The organism is Pseudomonas sp. JY-Q (assembly GCF_001655295.1).
Classification (GTDB): Bacteria; Pseudomonadota; Gammaproteobacteria; order Pseudomonadales; family Pseudomonadaceae; genus Aquipseudomonas; species Aquipseudomonas alloputida.
Genome location: NZ_CP011525.1, coordinates 866,897 through 884,621, shown reverse-complemented (window position 1 = coordinate 884,621; position 17,725 = coordinate 866,897). Strand labels below are relative to the sequence as shown.

12 protein-coding genes and 3 pseudogenes are annotated in these 17,725 nt (G+C 51.9%); 3 read left to right on the top strand and 12 right to left on the bottom strand.

Annotated elements, in window-relative coordinates; all coding sequences use genetic code 11:
- Nucleotides 1-97: 97 nt before the first annotated feature.
- The 11 genes from AA098_RS03910 to AA098_RS03875 form a co-directional block, all read right to left on the bottom strand.
- Nucleotides 98-1,423, bottom strand: coding sequence for an OprD family outer membrane porin (locus tag AA098_RS03910; protein WP_064613873.1), 1,326 nt, complete (start codon nt 1,421-1,423; stop codon nt 98-100).
- 336 nt (nt 1,424-1,759) lie between these two features.
- The gene (locus AA098_RS27940) at nt 1,760-2,404 is read right to left on the bottom strand and encodes an isochorismatase family protein (RefSeq protein WP_082916849.1); all 645 of its coding nucleotides are present in this window, start codon (nt 2,402-2,404) and stop codon (nt 1,760-1,762) included.
- A 35-nt stretch (nt 2,405-2,439) separates the two neighbouring features.
- Nucleotides 2,440-3,471, bottom strand: a complete 1,032-nt coding sequence (locus AA098_RS03905) for a hypothetical protein (RefSeq protein WP_064613872.1) — start codon at nt 3,469-3,471, stop codon at nt 2,440-2,442.
- A 1-nt stretch (nt 3,472) separates the two neighbouring features.
- Nucleotides 3,473-4,255, bottom strand: a complete 783-nt coding sequence (locus AA098_RS03900; RefSeq protein WP_064613871.1) for an alpha/beta fold hydrolase — start codon at nt 4,253-4,255, stop codon at nt 3,473-3,475.
- Entirely contained in the window at nt 4,255-4,956 is a 702-nt protein-coding gene (locus AA098_RS03895) for an Asp/Glu racemase (protein ID WP_156747536.1), read from the bottom strand. Before AA098_RS03895 ends, AA098_RS03900 begins: the two co-directional genes overlap by 1 nt.
- 227 nt (nt 4,957-5,183) lie before the next feature.
- Entirely contained in the window at nt 5,184-6,146 is a 963-nt protein-coding gene (locus tag AA098_RS27935; protein ID WP_177342667.1) for an alpha/beta fold hydrolase, read from the bottom strand.
- Between the two features lie 179 nt (nt 6,147-6,325).
- A complete protein-coding gene (gene hspB, locus AA098_RS03890; protein ID WP_064613869.1) occupies nt 6,326-7,507 on the bottom strand; it encodes a 6-hydroxy-3-succinoylpyridine 3-monooxygenase HspB in 1,182 nt (393 codons plus the stop codon).
- A gap of 206 nt (nt 7,508-7,713) precedes the next feature.
- On the bottom strand, nt 7,714-9,051 hold the full coding sequence (locus tag AA098_RS03885) for an MFS transporter (RefSeq protein ID WP_064613868.1): 1,338 nt from the start codon (nt 9,049-9,051) through the stop codon (nt 7,714-7,716).
- A gap of 108 nt (nt 9,052-9,159) precedes the next feature.
- Nucleotides 9,160-10,338: a 2Fe-2S iron-sulfur cluster-binding protein gene (locus tag AA098_RS27930; protein WP_082916848.1), complete on the bottom strand. Its 1,179-nt coding sequence runs from the start codon at nt 10,336-10,338 to the stop codon at nt 9,160-9,162.
- The gene (locus AA098_RS03880; RefSeq protein WP_082916847.1) at nt 10,335-11,192 is read right to left on the bottom strand and encodes a xanthine dehydrogenase family protein subunit M; all 858 of its coding nucleotides are present in this window, start codon (nt 11,190-11,192) and stop codon (nt 10,335-10,337) included. Before AA098_RS03880 ends, AA098_RS27930 begins: the two co-directional genes overlap by 4 nt.
- The gene (locus AA098_RS03875; RefSeq protein ID WP_156747508.1) at nt 11,152-13,503 is read right to left on the bottom strand and encodes a xanthine dehydrogenase family protein molybdopterin-binding subunit; all 2,352 of its coding nucleotides are present in this window, start codon (nt 13,501-13,503) and stop codon (nt 11,152-11,154) included. The genes AA098_RS03880 and AA098_RS03875 overlap by 41 nt, the downstream gene beginning before the upstream one ends.
- 401 nt (nt 13,504-13,904) lie before the next feature.
- Between AA098_RS03875 and AA098_RS03870 the strand changes: the two are divergent.
- The 3 genes and pseudogenes from AA098_RS03870 to AA098_RS03860 form a co-directional block, all read left to right on the top strand.
- A pseudogene (locus AA098_RS03870) lies at nt 13,905-14,426 on the top strand (IS5-like element ISPst5 family transposase); the annotation flags it as partial.
- A 561-nt stretch (nt 14,427-14,987) separates the two neighbouring features.
- Nucleotides 14,988-16,535, top strand: coding sequence for a group II intron reverse transcriptase/maturase (gene ltrA, locus AA098_RS03865; RefSeq protein ID WP_256588071.1), 1,548 nt, complete (start codon nt 14,988-14,990; stop codon nt 16,533-16,535).
- A gap of 72 nt (nt 16,536-16,607) precedes the next feature.
- Nucleotides 16,608-17,066 (top strand): annotated as a pseudogene (locus tag AA098_RS03860) (IS5 family transposase); the annotation flags it as partial.
- Nucleotides 17,067-17,207: 141 nt separating this feature from the next.
- Here AA098_RS03860 and AA098_RS03855 read toward each other — a convergent pair.
- Nucleotides 17,208-17,603 (bottom strand): annotated as a pseudogene (locus tag AA098_RS03855) (integrase core domain-containing protein); the annotation flags it as partial.
- Nucleotides 17,604-17,725: the final 122 nt, after the last annotated feature.

The window sequence follows — 17,725 nt, the reverse complement described above, 5'->3', positions numbered from 1 at the left end:
AGCAGCTGGTATTTAACTTATCAACCGCTGAATAACAAAACATCTTTACATCCGAAAAACGGAACGTTTTCTAAGGGAAACGCCCGCATTCATGTGCTCAGAAAAGCTCAAGCGGGTAGGAGATAATAAGGCGGGTTTGGGTAAGATCACCGCCAGTGCTACCGTCACCCGAATGCCAAGATTGGACCAGCCTAGCGGTAAGATCTTTGACCGGCCCGCTTTCGGCAACATACTGAGCGCTTAAATTAGTCTCACGCTCCTTCTCAGACTCCCCATAAAGACCGAAGTAGGCCGAATCGGAGCTGACACTGCTACCATCGATGCCATGGCCACGTATATGCCTAGCCATTAACGTCAAACCTGAAACTCCAAAGCTTTGCATGTTTAGCTCGTAGCGAACCTGAACTGAGCGCTCATTCGGAGCATTGAAGTCCGACAGTTCAGCAGCGTTCGCCAAGTATAGCCCGTCGCTATATACTCCTGCTCCAACACCAGATTGTCTGCTGCCTATCGCAGCATAGTCATGAGGTTGGTCACCATCATTACGCTGTAACGCGACGACAAACGTGTGCGCCCCTGTCGTAAATGCGGAGGAGAGCGATGCAGCTGTCACGTTGATTTCGCCTGCTTTCTCCCGACCTGAGTCGAGGCTACGATATATATTAAAATCGAAAGTCAACGCCTGAGTATCAGAAAACACATGTACATAGTTAACGCCTGCATAGTACTGCGCCATCACGTCCTCATACCGAGAACCATACAGAGACAGTGATAGATTATCTTTAAGACCGTACGTACCTCCAACATAGTCAACTTGGGTGGTACTAACTCCAGCGAAAGCCAATCCAAGCTCACCATTTCGATTTGTGGAAAGGTAACCAGTTCCAGACGTAAAGTGGCCCGCAGAAATAATCGAACCTTCGACGTCAGCGCTTTCTATCATCCAGCCCACTGCGGTTTGGTTAAGCTGATAATAGCTTCCAGTAGCAAAGACCGGGACCTGCGGCTGCAGGTCTCCATACCTTAGTGTAGTATTTGAAAGGCGAACCTTTACACTTCCGCCTGCTTTACCGTAATTGTCAGCAGGCTGGCCGTTACCTCGATAAGGCAGAGTCATTGAGCCCGTACGACTGCCGCTTCCATCAAGCTTCACTGCACCATAAGCAAAAGCATCGATGCCCAAGCCAACAGCACCCTTGGTGAAACCAGACGTGAAATCTAACATTTCACCTTGCGTCCAATCGCGTTGCGCCCCTAAGTCTCCCGTCTGGTGCCAATAATAGTTGCGAGAGAGCAAGGTGAGGCGACTATCTTCAACGAACCCAGCAGATTCGGACTGACTATTTGCATAGCTAAAGCCTACCGGAATTATCAGGAGTGCGGCTCCGGCGAGCTGACTATACAGGGAGGTATTCTTATTCATTTGTTGCTCCCAAGATTCTACAGATTAGAGGTTATAGATTTTGGTGGCGAATTCGGGGAATCCTAATAGAGACCAGGCGGGATTATTAGGCCCCCGAACTGACCAGCAGCCTGTCACAGACGCCAACCGCTCGATCACTTTCGCTGCGTAGTGACAATTCTTAAATGGCGCACGGTGCTACGCTCAACTCAGCTAATCAATAAGTCAATTTTTAATCGCACCTCCTAGCCTCTAACATCAAACCATAATCACCGTGTTTCGTTGGCATCTATTTGCTTTTAGACAAATAACAGAACAACGTGGAGGATGATTTGATATCATCACTGGGCAGCGTTTTCAGCCTAAAAGAGAAGTTGACGCTTGCAACGAGCTCAGCCATCTCAAGATATCGCCGGAATCAGTCACATCGCCATACTTCTGGTGTATGTCATATAAAGCTGCATCGTGCGGAGGTGAGGCGCGGTCAGCACAGCAATCAGCTGGCACAAGAACATTAAAGCCAGATTGAACGGCATCCACGGCAGTCGCGCGTACGCAGCCTGAAGTTGTGGCCCCGGTTATCACAACAGTATCCGTGCCGGATCCGGCTAGGAGAGTGGATAAGGTGGTTCCAAAGAAAGACGAGGCGCCCTTTTTAACAACGACCATATCCGATGGCTGAATCCCTGTAGCTTCATCAATTTCCACCAAGCGCGTTCCCAAAACCAAATTGGCCATGCCCGACGCTTTTTTCAGCCAAGGAAGTACCGCCACTTCTGCCGGATGGTAAGCGATGGTAGTGAAAATAACTGGAAAGCCCAGCTGTCGGGCGTAATCACATATTTCTTTCGTGCGCGCAATTTGGCCGGCGGCGTTAGACGCCGTGGGATATTGCTCGTCAGTGAACCCATACGAGAAATCTACTACAATTATTGCTGGTCGTGACCCTCTAGGTACGGGCCGCCCGAATCCTGCAGTATCATATATATTAGCCTGAGACATTTTCTCTCCTTAATACAAGGGCCGCTCTGTAGCGTTCATCTTGCGTCGAGTTGGATTTCCTTAACTACGATATCGCCAGCGATGACAACAGGCGCGTCATCAAGGAACAGCGAGCAATTTCGCATTGGAATATCGAGATGACAGGCTGTGTCATTTGACCCGCCAAGTTCATTATTTGGGCCAGTAGAGAACATGACATTGCCGTAGAAACTTCTCGCCTCCATCCCCATGCCGCCAGGGAACTGGCCGGGCACAAAGTTATGCCACCTTGCATAAGGATTCATGCCCCAACCAACATGACTCATTCCCCTTCCCTGTGGATCATTGAATGAATCCATGTACATGCTGACTATATCCGCCTCGAGACCGCCGCGAATATCGGTAATCCACCCCTTCTCGATCGTATATGTAATCGGCTCCCTAACCATAAGCAGCTGCGGCAAAAGGATATCGCCTGGCGCGACGACAATTGTTCCGTCTACTCCATCGTCGTCGCCGCCCGTAAACACGAAACCTGAGGGCCAGTGATCCCAGCGTCCAGGTGTATCCGTACATGCGTATTCCGCAACGGTGGGATATGTGTTTAATTTATAAGTTACATCCGTACCATAAGGCGATGTGATTCGCATCACCTTAGCTCGGTCTAGCAACTCCGCAGCAATAGTCACCTTCTCGCGGAGTTCTGGAAATGGTTGCAATCGCGCTAGTAGTTCAGGTGGCTCCACGGCAGTGAGAATGCGAGTTCCCGCTGCTTGAATTGCCATTTGCTCAGGCGAGAAAAGAAGAAATATGCAATCAATGAGCATGTCGCAGTTTTTCAAAGCTTCGACAGCGCCAGGCATATCCGCCAAACCAGTGACACCTACGGCCCACCCTTCTGAAGGTAAAGGCGCCGGCAGTCGCATATGAAACATCTCGGCACCAAGCTGCCGCCCCGCAGACATAAACGCATCCGCATAAGCTAGACGGTCATTTCCTTGGGTTAGAACGATAAGACGCTCGCCGTTCCTAACTCCCGACATCCTGAGTTGGTGTAGGCATATTTCTGTGAAGCTTAGGTGATCCATCCTAGGCCCCCTTTGCGTCATCGGTGACAGCGCCGAGGAATCCTTCCAAATCGTCCCAAGGAATCATGTGTCCTGCATTTTGAACAGTATAGGTCTTGGTCTGTGGTGCGAGACTCTCGAACTCAGCGATATCTTCCGCGCGGATAACATCCGCTCCGCCAGCTACAATCAGTCGGATAGGAAGCGTCAACTCTAACAAGTCAGCGTGTATATCATCTGTATGAAAACCATCGAAGGCTGTTTTGATGGCCGTATATTGGCAAGTGTGTAGCCACTCCGCGCGGAGTTGGATCTGTTGATCTGTCCAAGTTGGGCAGAAGACTCGCATCTCGTCAACAGAGCAGCCTTTTTGGGCTAAGCGTATGGAGTCGGCATACCATGACCACTTTGCTGGATATTGCCGTCTCCCTGGCCCAGAGACAGGCGGATCTACAAGAATTAGCTTCGAGAATAACTGCGAATTCTTGCGTGCTGCACGGATCGCGATACGTGCTCCCATAGAGTGCCCTAACACAACAACAGTACCCCCCATCCGTTGGACCAGGGCTACCACATCATCCGACATCGCGTCCAAGGAGTAATCGAGGTCGCCTGCTTCACTCAATCCTCGGCCTCGAATGTCGAGAACATGCACGTCGTAGAACTTTGACAGCCGTTCTGCCACGAATCCCCAAGTGATCGCGGGCGAAGTGATTCCAGGAACCAAAAGAAGCGGCTCACCATTTCCCGGAAAATGAAGGATGTGTTGCCGAATCCCATTGGCATGTACGTTGTAACCTTCCATTAGTACGCCCCCGACAAAAGGGCGCCACCGCCTGGAACTCGTGTGGGCAAGTTCAATGCTTTCAACATTGCCCACGTCGTAGCGACTGCAGCTGAAACAACCGGCTTTCTGGTCTGGGCCTCAACCATAGTTATTGCTGACAGTGACGGCATTTGAACGCATGCGGAAAGAACGATCGCGTCAACGTCATCCGTTCTCATCTTGGCCACGATGTCTGGAAGATTCATTGGATCGTGTGCGGCTACTGCAAGATTGTCGGAGATTTCTAGCGCCCGATAATCTCCAACTTCGATGCCCTCGTTCCGAATATAGTCAACGACTAGCTCAGTTAGCGGCTTCATATATGGCGTTACAACTGCTACGCGCTTGGCACCAAGCGCACGAATACCATCCACAAGCGCTCCCGCCGAGGTAATAACCGGCGTTTGAGCATCGTTCTGCGCAGTGACTGTTTGGAGACGTTCGGCCGAAGCGCGATGATAACCGTGCCCCATGGACATGATGGCGACTAAACAGGCATAACCCATCACATCGACACGCGCGTCAGATAGCTCGAGCGCGCAACGGTCGCTGTCCCCATCCATCCGCGCCAATTCTTCTTTCGTTACATGTTTCATTCGCATGCGAGAGGAGTGAAACGTGAACCGCTCAGGAGCTATTAATTCCCTTGCCTTCAGCAAAGCAGGTATCTCCGTCTCCATAGTGATGTTGGAGCTAGGTACGATCTGCCCGATACGAATGATAGTCATTATCGAAACCCTCTTTTATATAAAACATTTAATTTAGTCGCCAATAACCCAGCACGTGTTATAGGCATGACCGGCGAGTTAGAATGAGCCCGTTCGTTTTGTAGCTGCTAGCTAATCCGGTATACCGACCGGCAGCGCTAAACAGCTAAAGTATCGCTCTCGTACTTGGCAGCGACTGTCTATTGAGCTGTCATTACCGACCCTTCAAACCATGAAACAAGTAAGCGCGCGATGTCACTGCTGTTTTTTTCTGACATAAGCATGTGATTGTTCCCTATAATCCCATGCTCCTCTAAAAGGAAATGAGTGACATCGTAATTTAGATCTTTTAGATAACTAACAGCTTTACTATTAGCTTCCCTCATCCAAGTCGCCTGCCCTGTCACAAAGCAGATCGGCCTATCAAAAGGATCATGGGAACCGGACAGCTCCGCCGCGCAAAGTCCGTTATCAAATACTCCAAACGAATGCTCTAATCCCGGATATCCAAGCGGCTCTACCGCAGCAACGGCTTTGACTCGATGCCCACCGATAGCCGCCAGCGCCCAACCACACGGCCCGCCTGCTGAATGCGAAACCAAAATCGTATCACCGGTGACTTCAAACAATTTCGGGGCAATCGCTTCTACATGTTGTTGAGCTGCGGTTAAGGTTGTGGCCATTACACCTTGGCTCGCCATGAACCTATCACCGGCAAGCGGCTCGTGATCAGGCCATTGATCGTGACTTTCTGCTTGTGCCCATAGACCCAAAGTTTTGGGATCGACGAATCTTTGATAAAGAGTTTCGTAATCTGGATGAGGTGTATGGGGCCCTAAAACATCAGTATTCCAGCCACTACGGCCGTGACCCGGCCTGTCTAGAACAAAAACCGAAAAGCCAGCTTTCAAAAAGTCATGTACCCACCCAGGGCGCCCGTCAGGGGTGGTCAGAAATTCCGATCCTTGCCCACCACCACCATGTACAAGCGTAATAGACAATGGATGAGGGTTGACAGGTTTGAACCATTGCACGTAAGCATTTATACCTGGAAAACTCCGACCATTGCACGACAGCGGGGCACTGGTAAGAAACATTCCACCAAAGTCGGCCAGTTCAAGATTGGTCGACGGCGCGGTTCTGAATGCCTGCTCGTCTAGCATTATATCTAGCACTCCTACTCACTATTACTTGATTTAGTTTAGCTAAGCTAAGCGGAGCCTAGGTTCATTTCCGTCTGTCACCCTCAGCCAACGAACTGTGCGACGCTAAACCCAAAACGAACGATAGCGCCGGACCGGGTTCCGCAAAGCACTAATCCGGCACGATCAACTTTCGCGTATTACAGGAACGTCTCCATGTGTTCTGGGAATCGGAGTGCGTCGCGCATTCTGTCTACATCTTTCGAGATAGCCCTAGTGTTGTCCACCCACTCGTCTTTGCCTACACCTTGCTTCTGGTGATACAAATTACGAAGGTTATCGCTGGCTCTCGGGGAAACTAACTCAATAAATTTTCTACGACGGTCGGCTTCAAAAACATCCAGGACTTCTTCGCTACGACCTTCATGGATAATTTGATTTAGCGCAGCTGTTAACGCAAACGCATCAAACATACCACCCGTTAGGCCAAGCCCTCCCGTCGGATTAGTCAAATGGGCTGCATCGCCAATTAACAGAACACGACCCAAGCGCATGGTATCTGCAACCCGCTGGTGCATACGGTACGGCGAATAGGCAACCACCTCATATGGATCGTCAGTCGGCAAAAGCTTGTTGAACATCTGACCGATACGGTCTGAAATACCATCCATGGGTAAGTTCGGATCCTCCATGAAAGTGACCCGCCATAGCGAATCACTATCAATACAGCATATAACTGACCCGTAGACGTCATCCACCTGCATGGTGGTTTTACCAAAACCTAGACTGTCGAAATCAAACTTTGTATTTGTTGCAACGTATCGCTGCGGCCATGTTATGCCAAAGAAGTTTTGCTTCATGACCTGTTGCCGAACAAAACTGTTAGCGCCATCGGCACCAACCAGCCATCCACCCTCAATAACTTGTCCAGCGAACTGACCACCAAGTACAACCTGAACCGAATGAGAACTAATCTTATAATCAACAACGGGCGATGAATACCGAACTTCCACATTTGGGAGGGCTTTAAGATGGTTAATCAATATCTTAGAAAGCTTGTCCTGTCCTAAATGAAGCGCATATGGCAACTCGACCTCAGATTCCAGGCATTTAAGATCCCAGAAAATCATTTCGCCAGTTGAGTGCACACGCCATGCAAAGTTCTGCCTCATTAACCCTGCTGCTATGCAGTCGTCGAGCACTCCTAGACGTTTAAGATGAGGCAAAACCGGGAAGTGGTAAACAAGCGCGCGTGGGCTATCACTGGGCTGACTCTCAGCTTCTAGTACCGTTACATTCGCACCCGCCTTGCCTAATCCCAAGGCAGTTAGCAGCCCTACCGGGCCGCCGCCGACAATAATGACGCGCTTATCAATACTCATCACTTACCCTCTTATTAATTTGATTTCCGATCCCTACCGGGATGAACGAAACGCATTGCACGAATCCGGCCTCCCCCATATGACGTAAACCGGCCGTTGGCGTAATTATATGGCCGTATATATATGTGTGTCAAACCAAGGTTGGCTGGCTTATTTTTCATTCAGTTCAGAAAATGCGTGGTTGAAAAGTTATCTGGTTTGATTATTTAACCGACATAACGGAGATCAATGCCCTTGGTCTCTTTCCAGCATGCCACCACAGCAGCCCCTACTAAGACCATGGCCACTACGTATATATGATATACCCACCCGTAGCTTAATTCCGTTAACCATGAGTTGAGGTAGGGAGCCGTGCCTCCGAAGACTGCAACGCCAATTGACAATGAAACGCCCATTACCCGTGCTCGGTATTTCGTGGGGATTTGCTCAGTGATAGTCGCTGGCATTGTCCCGCCTATACATGCGACCAAAGCGAGCATACCGCCCTGTGCCACAAATAACGTCCAAGCCTGATCCGTTATCATAGCCATAGCCGGATAGTTCAAGAGGGCAACGGAAAGGAAGTAAAATATCGTTACAGGTTTGCGGCCAATTTTGTCGGACACGTATCCCCAACACGGTACTGCAATCAAATATACAAGCTGAGCTAGGACAGTTGCCGTAAATGCATCACTTGGATTCATTCCCCTCTGGGTTATTGCAATCACGAGCGCATACCCAGTCCAGATATAGAATGGTATCCCTACCCCGGCTTGGTAGAAGAAAATACCCACCGACCGCAGAAAAATTTTCTTGCTAGTCCATTCCCTAGGTGTTTCTGCTGCTAACCGTGAGCTGTTAGCTTTGGTTGCAAAATCCTCAAGCACTTCGCTCTCCATCATGTTTCTCCTTAAAAAAAGGACAACAATGGTAAGGAACGCGCCCAATGCGAAAGGAATCCGCCAGCCCCACGCATTCATATCTTCAGCGGATATAACATTTGTAAGGAATGCGCCTACGAGGGACGCTAGAAGACTTCCCAACCCAGCGCTGAAGTACATGCTGCTTGACCACAAGCCGCGTCGCTCTTTAGGTGCAATTTCCGCTAAATATGTGTACGAAGCCGTGGCCTCTCCCCCGTGAGCGAAACCTTGGAGCAATCGGGCCGCCAGGATAATCAAAGATGCCACGCCTCCAATTGATTCATATGACGGCGCGAGGGTAATAATAAGACTCCCGATACCCATCAGCACCATAGATATCAGCAGTACGCTTTTGCGACCGTATGAATCCGCGAGAGTACCGAAAACGATCCCGCCGAGGGGGCGAGAAATAAATCCAACTGCAAATATAGCCAATGTTAAAAGGAGCGCGGAGCTTGGGTCGCTCGGATCGAACATAGCCTTCGCAATATATGATGCAAAAATTGCGTAAATGGTCCAGTCGAACCACTCAAGTATGTTGCCAAGACCAGTAGCGATCATCGAGCGCGTACGCAGCACACCACCCAGTGCTTGAGTGCGTGCAGGTTCGCTAGGAGTTGTTGTTGTTGTAATATTTAACATTTAACTAGTCTTCCTATGGACTCAGCCATGACAGTCGTGGCTACAGCGCGGCCCACCCCGTCACTTTTAAATTGAGAGTTCGGCCACACGTTAAGGACCAGCATTGCATCATTCTGATGGCTTTCGTCTGAAAAGTCCGGCTACCCAAGATTTTATGACCGGCCAGATAAGCGACCGAAGTCCGACAGGCGCGTTTTTTCGCTCAGTTAACGCTCCTTCGCGCAACAGTTGCTCTAGATTTTCTCCAAACATAGAAGCAAGACGTCGAACCGTTTCGATGACAATTCCGCCGCGCCCAAATTGAGCCAACGCTCCGGTGAGCTTCCATGCTAAACCTACATCTATGACTGAGCCCGACTCACCGTTTTGTCTTACCGTCCAAATGATCCGACCCGTAGCGGTGGAACCAGTCAACGCATCCCGACCCCCTACCGTCATCCAGCCTTCCCGGCGTTCATCATTCATTTCGTAAGTTCCATCGCCATTGAAATGGGCCCTAATTGGGCCTAGAGCCATGTGCATTTTTCCAGTTACTTCGTGTTCAGTTAAGCTCACAACCTCTGCCCCAGGAATACAGCTAGCGGCAGTCTTAAGGTCCCGCATAACTGCCCATGCTTCATCTGGCGGGAGGTCGATTTCCACACTCTGTGAAATTGAGTTTGGAAAGTCGTCGGGCTTAGCATCTCGCTTCAAGCTAGGTTCAGGCTTCGAAGATTCGTCAGTTTCATTGGCAACGGACTGAATAGCCTCGCGTTCCTGATGAACCACGACCGGACTTGCACTACCGGTCGGCACCTTTCCACAACTTACTGAACGAATCGCATCAACTATTCCTACATAGCCGGTGCACCGACATAGATTCCCCGCTAATTCGCGCCGAATGCGATTTTCATCAACGTCTCCCAGTCGTAACACAATATCGCGTGCCGTTATAAGCATGCCGGGGGTGCAGAACCCACATTGCAAAGCGTGCTTTTCACGGAAAGCTTTCCTCACATAGGACATCGTAGGGTCATCTTGAAACCCTTCAATGGTGGTGATATTTGAGTCATCGCAATCAACAGCAAAAGCAATACATGAGCGCTGAGGTTTGCCATCGATAAGAATCGTGCATGCGCCACAGACTCCTTGATCGCACCCGAGGTGTGTGCCGGTAAGGCGAAACTGCTCTCTTAGAACGTCCGCAAGCACATCTCTCGACGTGACTGTTGCGGCAATCTTTTCACCATTTACCGTGAGCGTGATAGAGCACGCGGACTGGTCTGGAATAACCTGGTTAATCATCATTTGTAACCCTCAATCCGCCTTATAGCTCTTTCGACCATTGTCAGGTGGATAGCTAGACGATCAGCCTCAACCTCCCGCAGCTTGCTTCGAATTTCCTTTTTCGCAACTTTCAACATCGTTTCTGGGTCGGCTGAGCCTAACTGATTTGATGTTTCCTTGAGGAATAAGGGCGGTCCATCCATTCCTCCGAGAAATGCGCGCGATACCCCTGTTGATGGATCAAAAACTACCGCACATATGGACTTGGCGAATTCGCCGGTTTTTTGGCAAAACTTCACATAAGCCCATCGAGCCGTCGCTGATAGCTTCGGAACCTCAATGCTCGCAAGGATTTCATTACGCTCAAGAGCATTTACGAAAGGAGCGATCATGAGCTCTTCCACTGGGACTTGGCGCTTCCCTTTAGCACCCTGAATGTTGCAAACCGCACCGATTGCGCTCAATGATGTTAACCAGTCCGCTGCAGGATCGGCATGGCACAAAGAGCCTCCTATGGTTCCACGGTTTCGAACGGCGCGGTACGCAATCCCTTTCGCGACATAAGAGAGGTACCGGCCAGTAACGTCTGCAGAATTCTGATCTTCTAGTACGGCATGTGTCACCGCTGCGCCGATGCGGATAGTTTTTTTCGCCTCTTGAATGTCCTGCAGCTCTGGTAAACGGCGAATCGAAACTAAATTATTTGGCCTCGCCAATCGAAGATTCATCATGGGCACTAAGGACTGTCCTCCTGCCATTGGCTTCGCCATGCCCTCTGAAACGGATAACATTTCAACAGCGCTTGAGAGTGAGTCGGCTCGCTCATAGTCAAATTTAGACGGCCTCATAATTTTCTCCCGCAGCTGCAATTGCATTTAGTATCCGTGGAGGCGTCATTGGGAGAGTGCGGACTTTGGCCCCCAACGGTAAAAGTGCATCGTTTATTGCGTTAGCAATCGCAGCTGCGGCAGGGATCGTGCCGGACTCACCGGCACCCTTCACGCCAAAGCTTGTATGCGGAGATGGACTCACGAGGTGATCGAGCCGGAAGCGGGGCACCTCCGCTGCGCCAGGAAGCAGGTAATCTAGTAGCGTCGATGCAAGTGGTTGGCCGTTCTCGTCGTACGGACTTTCTTCGAAAAGCGCTGTACCAATCCCTTGAGCGGCGCCACCGATGGTCTGGCCTTCCACGATCATAGGGTTAATACGCTCTCCGCAGTCCTCGACAATTACGTAGTCGACAATATTAACTTGACCTGTTTCTGTATCGACTTGAACCTTAACTGCGTGTGTACCATAAGCGAAGATTCCGCTATCAACCGGTACTTTGTAGCCTTCGGTAACCTCAAGGCTTTTGATATTCTGCGCACACGTTGGAAGCAAATGCGGTTTCAAATAGAACATGTGGGCGATTTCTTCAAAACTGACGCTTTGATCGCCGATGTAAGCAGCCCCTTCGTCAATCTTCACGTCATCGGGATTGACTTCACCTAGCAGTCCCGCAGCGACAGTCCGAATCCTATGATTCAGAACTTTGGATGCCGCCTCTATCGCGCCTGCGCCAATTACTGCAGATCGGGATGTGAAAGATCCGACAGAATGAGGTGTTAGCTCGGTATCCCCTAAACGAACCTGAATCTTGCTTAGTTCAAACCCGGTCGCAGTGGCCGCAACTTGAGCAAGGGAGGTCTCAAGCCCTTGACCGAAACCTTGGAGGCCCAGCTTCACTTGCAGGGTTCCATCAGCGTTAACTTTAAGAGTTGCTTGATCTAACCCGGGGACAACTGGCATACCCCAAGATGAAAAGAAGCTCGCGCCGTTAGCCGTCTGCTCGTAAAACGTTGCAAAGCCAATTCCTGTTAAGGTTCGTGGCGAAGCCAAACAAGAGGATTGCTCTGATCGGAACTTGTCGAAATCTATCAATTCTCGGGCGCGTTGAAGGCTTTTTCCGTAATCACCAACGTCGAACATTTTTCCCGTAACATCGTGAAACGGCATAGACTCAGGCGGAACCAAGTTAAGCGCACGAACATCGCACGGCTCACGGCCAACGGCGTGAGCTACCGCGTCAATCAATGACTCAATCGCAAAGCATGTACCTACCCGCGCGATACCTCTGTACGGGCAAAAGCTGGGCTTATTGGTAGCCACGACATTCACCCGTGATTGGTAATGGGTGATTTGATACGGGCCAGGTAAGTTGCTTCGCGCGGAGTAGCCTTCCAGAACGGCCGTGAATGGCCAGGTGGAATAAGCGCCATTATCGATGCATATGTCGGCATCCAAACCAACAAGCCGCCCTTCGGGGGTCGCGTAGCCTGTCAGCTTGTACTTGGCTTGTCGAGTACATGCCCCAGCCACCAAATGCTCACGCCTATCCTCTACCCAACGGAAAGGCGTCCTATGCTTAAGCGCGAGCCAAGCAACAACAATTTCTTCGGGAAGGAGCTGAAGCTTATATCCGAACCCACCACCAATGTCTGGTGGAGTGACCCTTATCTTTGATTCAGGAATTCCGAGGAACTGGGCCATTCCGCTACGTACCGGATGGGGGATCTGTGTCGACATTGCAAGCACCAGCTGGTCCGCTTCGAAATCCCAATGCGCCACGATCCCCCTTCCCTCGAGTGGATGGATCGTTTGACGTGAAAGCTCGACCTCGACGTCAACAACAACTGGCGCTTCTTGTGCGAGTGAAGCTAGATCCACCTCAGTTATCATTTCTACAAAGCTGTTATTTGTCCAGCCTTCATGAAGTAGCGGCGCATTGGGTGCAAGTGCCTGGCTAACCGTGGAGAGCGCCGACATCTCTTCGATATCAAGCTGCACTTCATCCGCTAAATCTTCCGCTTGAGCGCGGTCGAGAGCCACGCAAGCGGCGATCGGCTCGCCGACAAACCTTACGCGGCCGGAGGCGAGAACCGGGCACTCGCTGTGTTGGTAACCGGGCGTGGTAACTGGCGTGGTGATTGGCTGAACCCCGACAAGATCAGCATTCGTAAAAACCCGGTTTTCCAAATATCTGGGCTTAATGATTTGGCGAATAACGCCATGCGCGACGGGACTTCTAACAAAAACGACTTCCAGCATACCCGGGAGCCTGATGTCTCCTACGAAGCGCCCGCGCCCTTGAAGATGCCGCTCATCCTCGCGCCTTTCGACTCTCAACCCGATTGAATTTGTCATAGGGGCTGTATCTCCCATTTGCGCAAGACTCAAAGCCAATCCCCGAACTGGGATAGCCAATTTATTATATGTATGACGGTATAATTACTGCCTAATGGTGTCAAGCACAGCCGATAGGATTTTCAGCTTCGCAATGCGATACCCGGCCTGTCACGTTTGCTGGCCGACAGCGCAGGTAGTTAGCACACGCGAATAGGGCGAGATCTCGGCACAGATCGCACGGACCTGAAGCTCGTTAGGTAAATGCGCATCGTCACCCCCTCGAAGTCGGCGGAACGTCAAATAACGGTACATCTGCACAGCCTCTGGGTGCCTGCACCGCGAGTCCCTTGCTAAGGATGGTCTGAAAAAGACTTCCCGAATCTGGTGAAATACGCCGATCCCGTTGCCCGAGTTTCCCGATGAAGCAAATGACCTTCGCCGACGCCGAGTACGCCGGCAAGCGCAAGCAGACCCGCAAAGAGTTGTTCCTGATCGAGATGGATCAGGTGGTGCCGTGGAAGGGTTTGATTGCCCTGATCGAGCCGCACTACCCCAAGGGTGAAGGTGGTCGTCCGGCGTATCAGCTGATGGCGATGCTGCGCGTACATTTGATGCAGAACTGGTTCGGCTACAGCGATCCGGCGATGGAGGAGGCGCTGTACGAGAGCACAATCTTGCGCCAGTTTGCCGGGCTGAACCTAGAGCGTATTCCCGACGAAACCACCATCCTCAATTTCCGTCGCCTGCTGGAGAAGCACGAGTTGGCGGCCGGGATTCTGGCGGTGATCAATGGTTACCTGGGCGATCGGGGCCTGTCGCTGCGCCAGGGCACCATCGTCGATGCCACGCTGATCCATGCGCCGAGTTCGACCAAGAACAAGGACGGTAAGCGTGACCCGGAAATGCACCAGACCAAGAAGGGCAACCAGTATTACTTCGGCAGTGCGACCTGAAAGTCGCATGGGTTTCTGTTCCGCAGGTTAACGCCCGACGGAACCGATTGTTCCACCACTCGTTCCCTACCCAGACAGGCGCGGCCGGTAACAGCTGGGTCTGAAGCCCTGGGGACAATGTAACCGCCGATTTTCGGTAGGTCGAACCGTGAGGCCAGACTGAATCTGCCAGCATCAAGGCGGAGAGGTGCTAGGGATGAACGGGTACGGCTAACACACGTGAACCTCATATAAACGTCGTCAAAATAGCCAAGCCAAAGATGCTGACAGGCTTGAACCAAAAGGTAAGCGGACAGGCAGGGGGTCTTACCGATACCCCCTCGTGGATGTGGTGCCGCCGGCGAAATCGAGGAGCCCGACCCGTTCGGAAATCCATGTGGAACAGGGTAAGCCCGTAGCGCTGCCGGTTTCGGCAGGTGAGCTGTAAAGCAAGCTGTTGGTGCTGCGGGTAAAGGAATGTGGAAAAAGCGAAGGTCGCCCTGTAATGGGGCGAATACAGGTTGAAAGATCATCTGGCGCGAAAGCGAGCAGACTTCCACAAGGTCTTCCATGGCGAAACAACCTGATCAATCGTTGTACGGAGGAAAGCAGATGGTAGTGCTCACATCCCATGCACAAGCACCGGCGGGCACTGGTGCATCTTCGAACTTCGAGTCGGTCTGGCCCCTATCCTGGTGCCAAATCGAATCGCAAGTGAAACGACTCCAGGTACGTATCGCCAAGGCAACACGAGAAGGCAGATGGGGCAAGGTGCAAGCCTTGCAGCGGCTGCTGACTCGCTCGTACCGCGGCAAGATGTTGGCCGTTAAGCGAGTGACGGAGAATAGAGGCAAGAGAACACCGGGAGTTGATGGCAAGATCTGGTCAACCCCTGTGGCCAAATCGAAGGGAGTGAAAGCGTTACAGCATCGGGGCTATTGCCCTCAACCGCTGAGACGTATCTACATACCCAAAAGCAATGGCAAGAAGCGCCCGCTGGGAATTCCAACGATGCGGGATCGCGCAATGCAGGCACTGTGGAAACTGGCACTTGAGCCGGTTGCAGAAACGCGTGCGGATCCAAATTCGTATGGATTTCGGCCGCAGCGATCCACGGCCGATGCAATCGCACATTGCTTCAATGCACTGGCGAAACGCAGTTCGGCGCAATGGGTACTTGAGGGCGACATTCGAGGCTGTTTTGACAATATCAGCCACGATTGGCTGCTCGCCAACGTACCCATGGATAAAGCGGTTCTGCGTAAGTGGCTTCGAGCCGGGTATGTCGATCAGGGAGCCTTGTTCGCAACGGAGGCAGGAACCCCGCAAGGGGGAATCATCTCCCCGATACTTGCGAATTGGACGTTGGATGGGCTGGAACATGTTGTCCACACAAGCGTGGCTTCGACGAACCGAAAGCGACAGCCATTCAAGATACACGTCGTAAGATATGCCGATGACTTCATCATCACGGGAACTTCGAAGGCTATCCTGCAAAGTCAGGTTCGACCTGCAATTGAGGCATTCCTGAAAGAGCGAGGCTTGGAACTCTCTGATGAAAAGACTCACATCACGCATATCTCGCAAGGCTTCGATTTTCTGGGCCAGAACGTACGTAAGTACGCTGGCAAGCTACTCATCACTCCGGCTCGCAAGAGTGTGAAAGCGCTTCTGGATAAGGTCCGGGAAATCACAAACGGAAACAAGGCGGCGATGCAAGCAAACCTGATTCAGGTCCTGAACCCGGTAATCCGGGGGTGGGCCATGTATCATCGTCATGTTGTCGCTGCCAAGCGTTTCGCGTGGATCGACCATCAGATTTGGCGAGTGTTATGGCGCTGGGCTGTCCGCCGGCATGCCATGAAAAGTGCCCATTGGGTAAAACAACGATACTTTCGTGTAGTGGGTCAACGGCACTGGATTTTCGCCAGCAAGGAAAAAGTACGTGGCATGAGTCAACCCGCTTGGCTTTTTGCCGCAGCCAGTGTTTCGATTGTTCGGCATATCAAAATATGCAGTGCAGCGAACCCGTTCGATCCGGCATGGACGTCTTACCTTGAGCGCCGAAGAGCGCATTGTCAGGTAGCCCGGTCTCACTCAGGCTGCTGGAAGGCTTGAGCCGTATGAGGGGTGACTCTCAAGTACGGTTCTTAGGGGAGGCAGGAGTGGTAACACTCCTGCTTTACCCGACTGAAGGCTCACATCGGCGCGGATGCCGAGTCAGGTCTGGTGCACAGCGTGGTGGGGACGGCAGCCAACGTTGCTGACGTTACCCAGGTCGACAAACTGCTGCATGGAAAGGAAAACATGGTCGGCGCCGACGCGGGTTACACCGGCGTAGAGAAACGCCCGGAACATGAAGGCCGGGAGGTGATCTGGCAGATTGCGGCCCGCCGCAGTACGTACAAGAAGCTGAGTAAGCGCAGTGCGCTGTACAAAGCCAAGCGCAAGATCGAGAAATCCAAGGCCCAGGTGCGCGCCAAAGTCGAGCACCCGTTCCGGGTGATCAAGCGCCAATTCGGCTACGTGACGACACACTTCCGTGGCCTGGCGAAGAACACCGCGCAGTTGGTGACACTGTTCGCGCTGTCGAACCTGTGGATGGCGCGCCGACATTTGCTGACGAATGCAGGAGAGGTGCGTCTGTAATGCGGGAAATGGCCGGCGCGAGGTGCTCGCGCCGGCTATAAATCCGGAAAGAGGGGATGATTTGATCGTTTTTTAGCCGAATCACCGTTTTGATATCGGCAAGGGCTCGGCGATTTTCAAGGTAGTTGTCGCGTGAGCGTGTCACGCTGCCTTTGATGTTTGCTGCAGTACCGCTTCCCGCTCCGGGTTCAGGCACACGATTGGTGCCAGCACCCAGTTCCTGATGATGCCGCTCCAGCGCTCCGGGTGCCGTGCACGCGCCGCCTCGTACAGCTCGATACGCTTGCACAGCAACTCTTCCGCCTGGCCAGTATGTCGCTGCGCCGGGGTCACGAACTTCAGGGCGCTGTGGCGATGTTCATGGTTGTACCAGGCCACGAAGCTGTTCACCCAGTTCCTGGCCTGCTCCAGCGTGTCGAAGGGCCGCTCCGGCCACAGCGGGCAGTACTTCGCCGTGCGGAACAAGGCCTCGGCATAGGCGTTGTCATTGCTCACCCGCGGGCGGCTGAACGAGGGCATCACACCCAGGTTCTGCATGGCCGTCCTTGATCATGTACCAGTAGAAGTAACGTAACTGCTCCATTAACCCAACATTCAAATCGTTTAGCTAATCCCGGATGCTGTGCTCCCGATTTCTTGCTGGCGCCCATCCGCCATGA

What these genes read in the sequence shown, in the direction of transcription:
- AA098_RS03905 (WP_064613872.1), bottom strand. Translation starts at nt 3,471, where the DNA reads ATGGATCACCTAAGCTTCACAGAAATATGCCTACACCAACTCAGGATG.
- AA098_RS03910 (WP_064613873.1), bottom strand. Translation starts at nt 1,423, where the DNA reads ATGAATAAGAATACCTCCCTGTATAGTCAGCTCGCCGGAGCCGCACTC.
- ltrA (WP_256588071.1), top strand. Translation starts at nt 14,988, where the DNA reads ATGGCGAAACAACCTGATCAATCGTTGTACGGAGGAAAGCAGATGGTA.
- AA098_RS03875 (WP_156747508.1), bottom strand. Translation starts at nt 13,503, where the DNA reads ATGACAAATTCAATCGGGTTGAGAGTCGAAAGGCGCGAGGATGAGCGG.
- AA098_RS27935 (WP_177342667.1), bottom strand. Translation starts at nt 6,146, where the DNA reads ATGCTAGACGAGCAGGCATTCAGAACCGCGCCGTCGACCAATCTTGAA.
- AA098_RS03900 (WP_064613871.1), bottom strand. Translation starts at nt 4,255, where the DNA reads ATGGAAGGTTACAACGTACATGCCAATGGGATTCGGCAACACATCCTT.
- AA098_RS27940 (WP_082916849.1), bottom strand. Translation starts at nt 2,404, where the DNA reads ATGTCTCAGGCTAATATATATGATACTGCAGGATTCGGGCGGCCCGTA.
- hspB (WP_064613869.1), bottom strand. Translation starts at nt 7,507, where the DNA reads ATGAGTATTGATAAGCGCGTCATTATTGTCGGCGGCGGCCCGGTAGGG.
- AA098_RS03895 (WP_156747536.1), bottom strand. Translation starts at nt 4,956, where the DNA reads ATGGAGACGGAGATACCTGCTTTGCTGAAGGCAAGGGAATTAATAGCT.
- AA098_RS03885 (WP_064613868.1), bottom strand. Translation starts at nt 9,051, where the DNA reads ATGTTAAATATTACAACAACAACAACTCCTAGCGAACCTGCACGCACT.
- AA098_RS03880 (WP_082916847.1), bottom strand. Translation starts at nt 11,192, where the DNA reads ATGCAATTGCAGCTGCGGGAGAAAATTATGAGGCCGTCTAAATTTGAC.
- AA098_RS27930 (WP_082916848.1), bottom strand. Translation starts at nt 10,338, where the DNA reads ATGATGATTAACCAGGTTATTCCAGACCAGTCCGCGTGCTCTATCACG.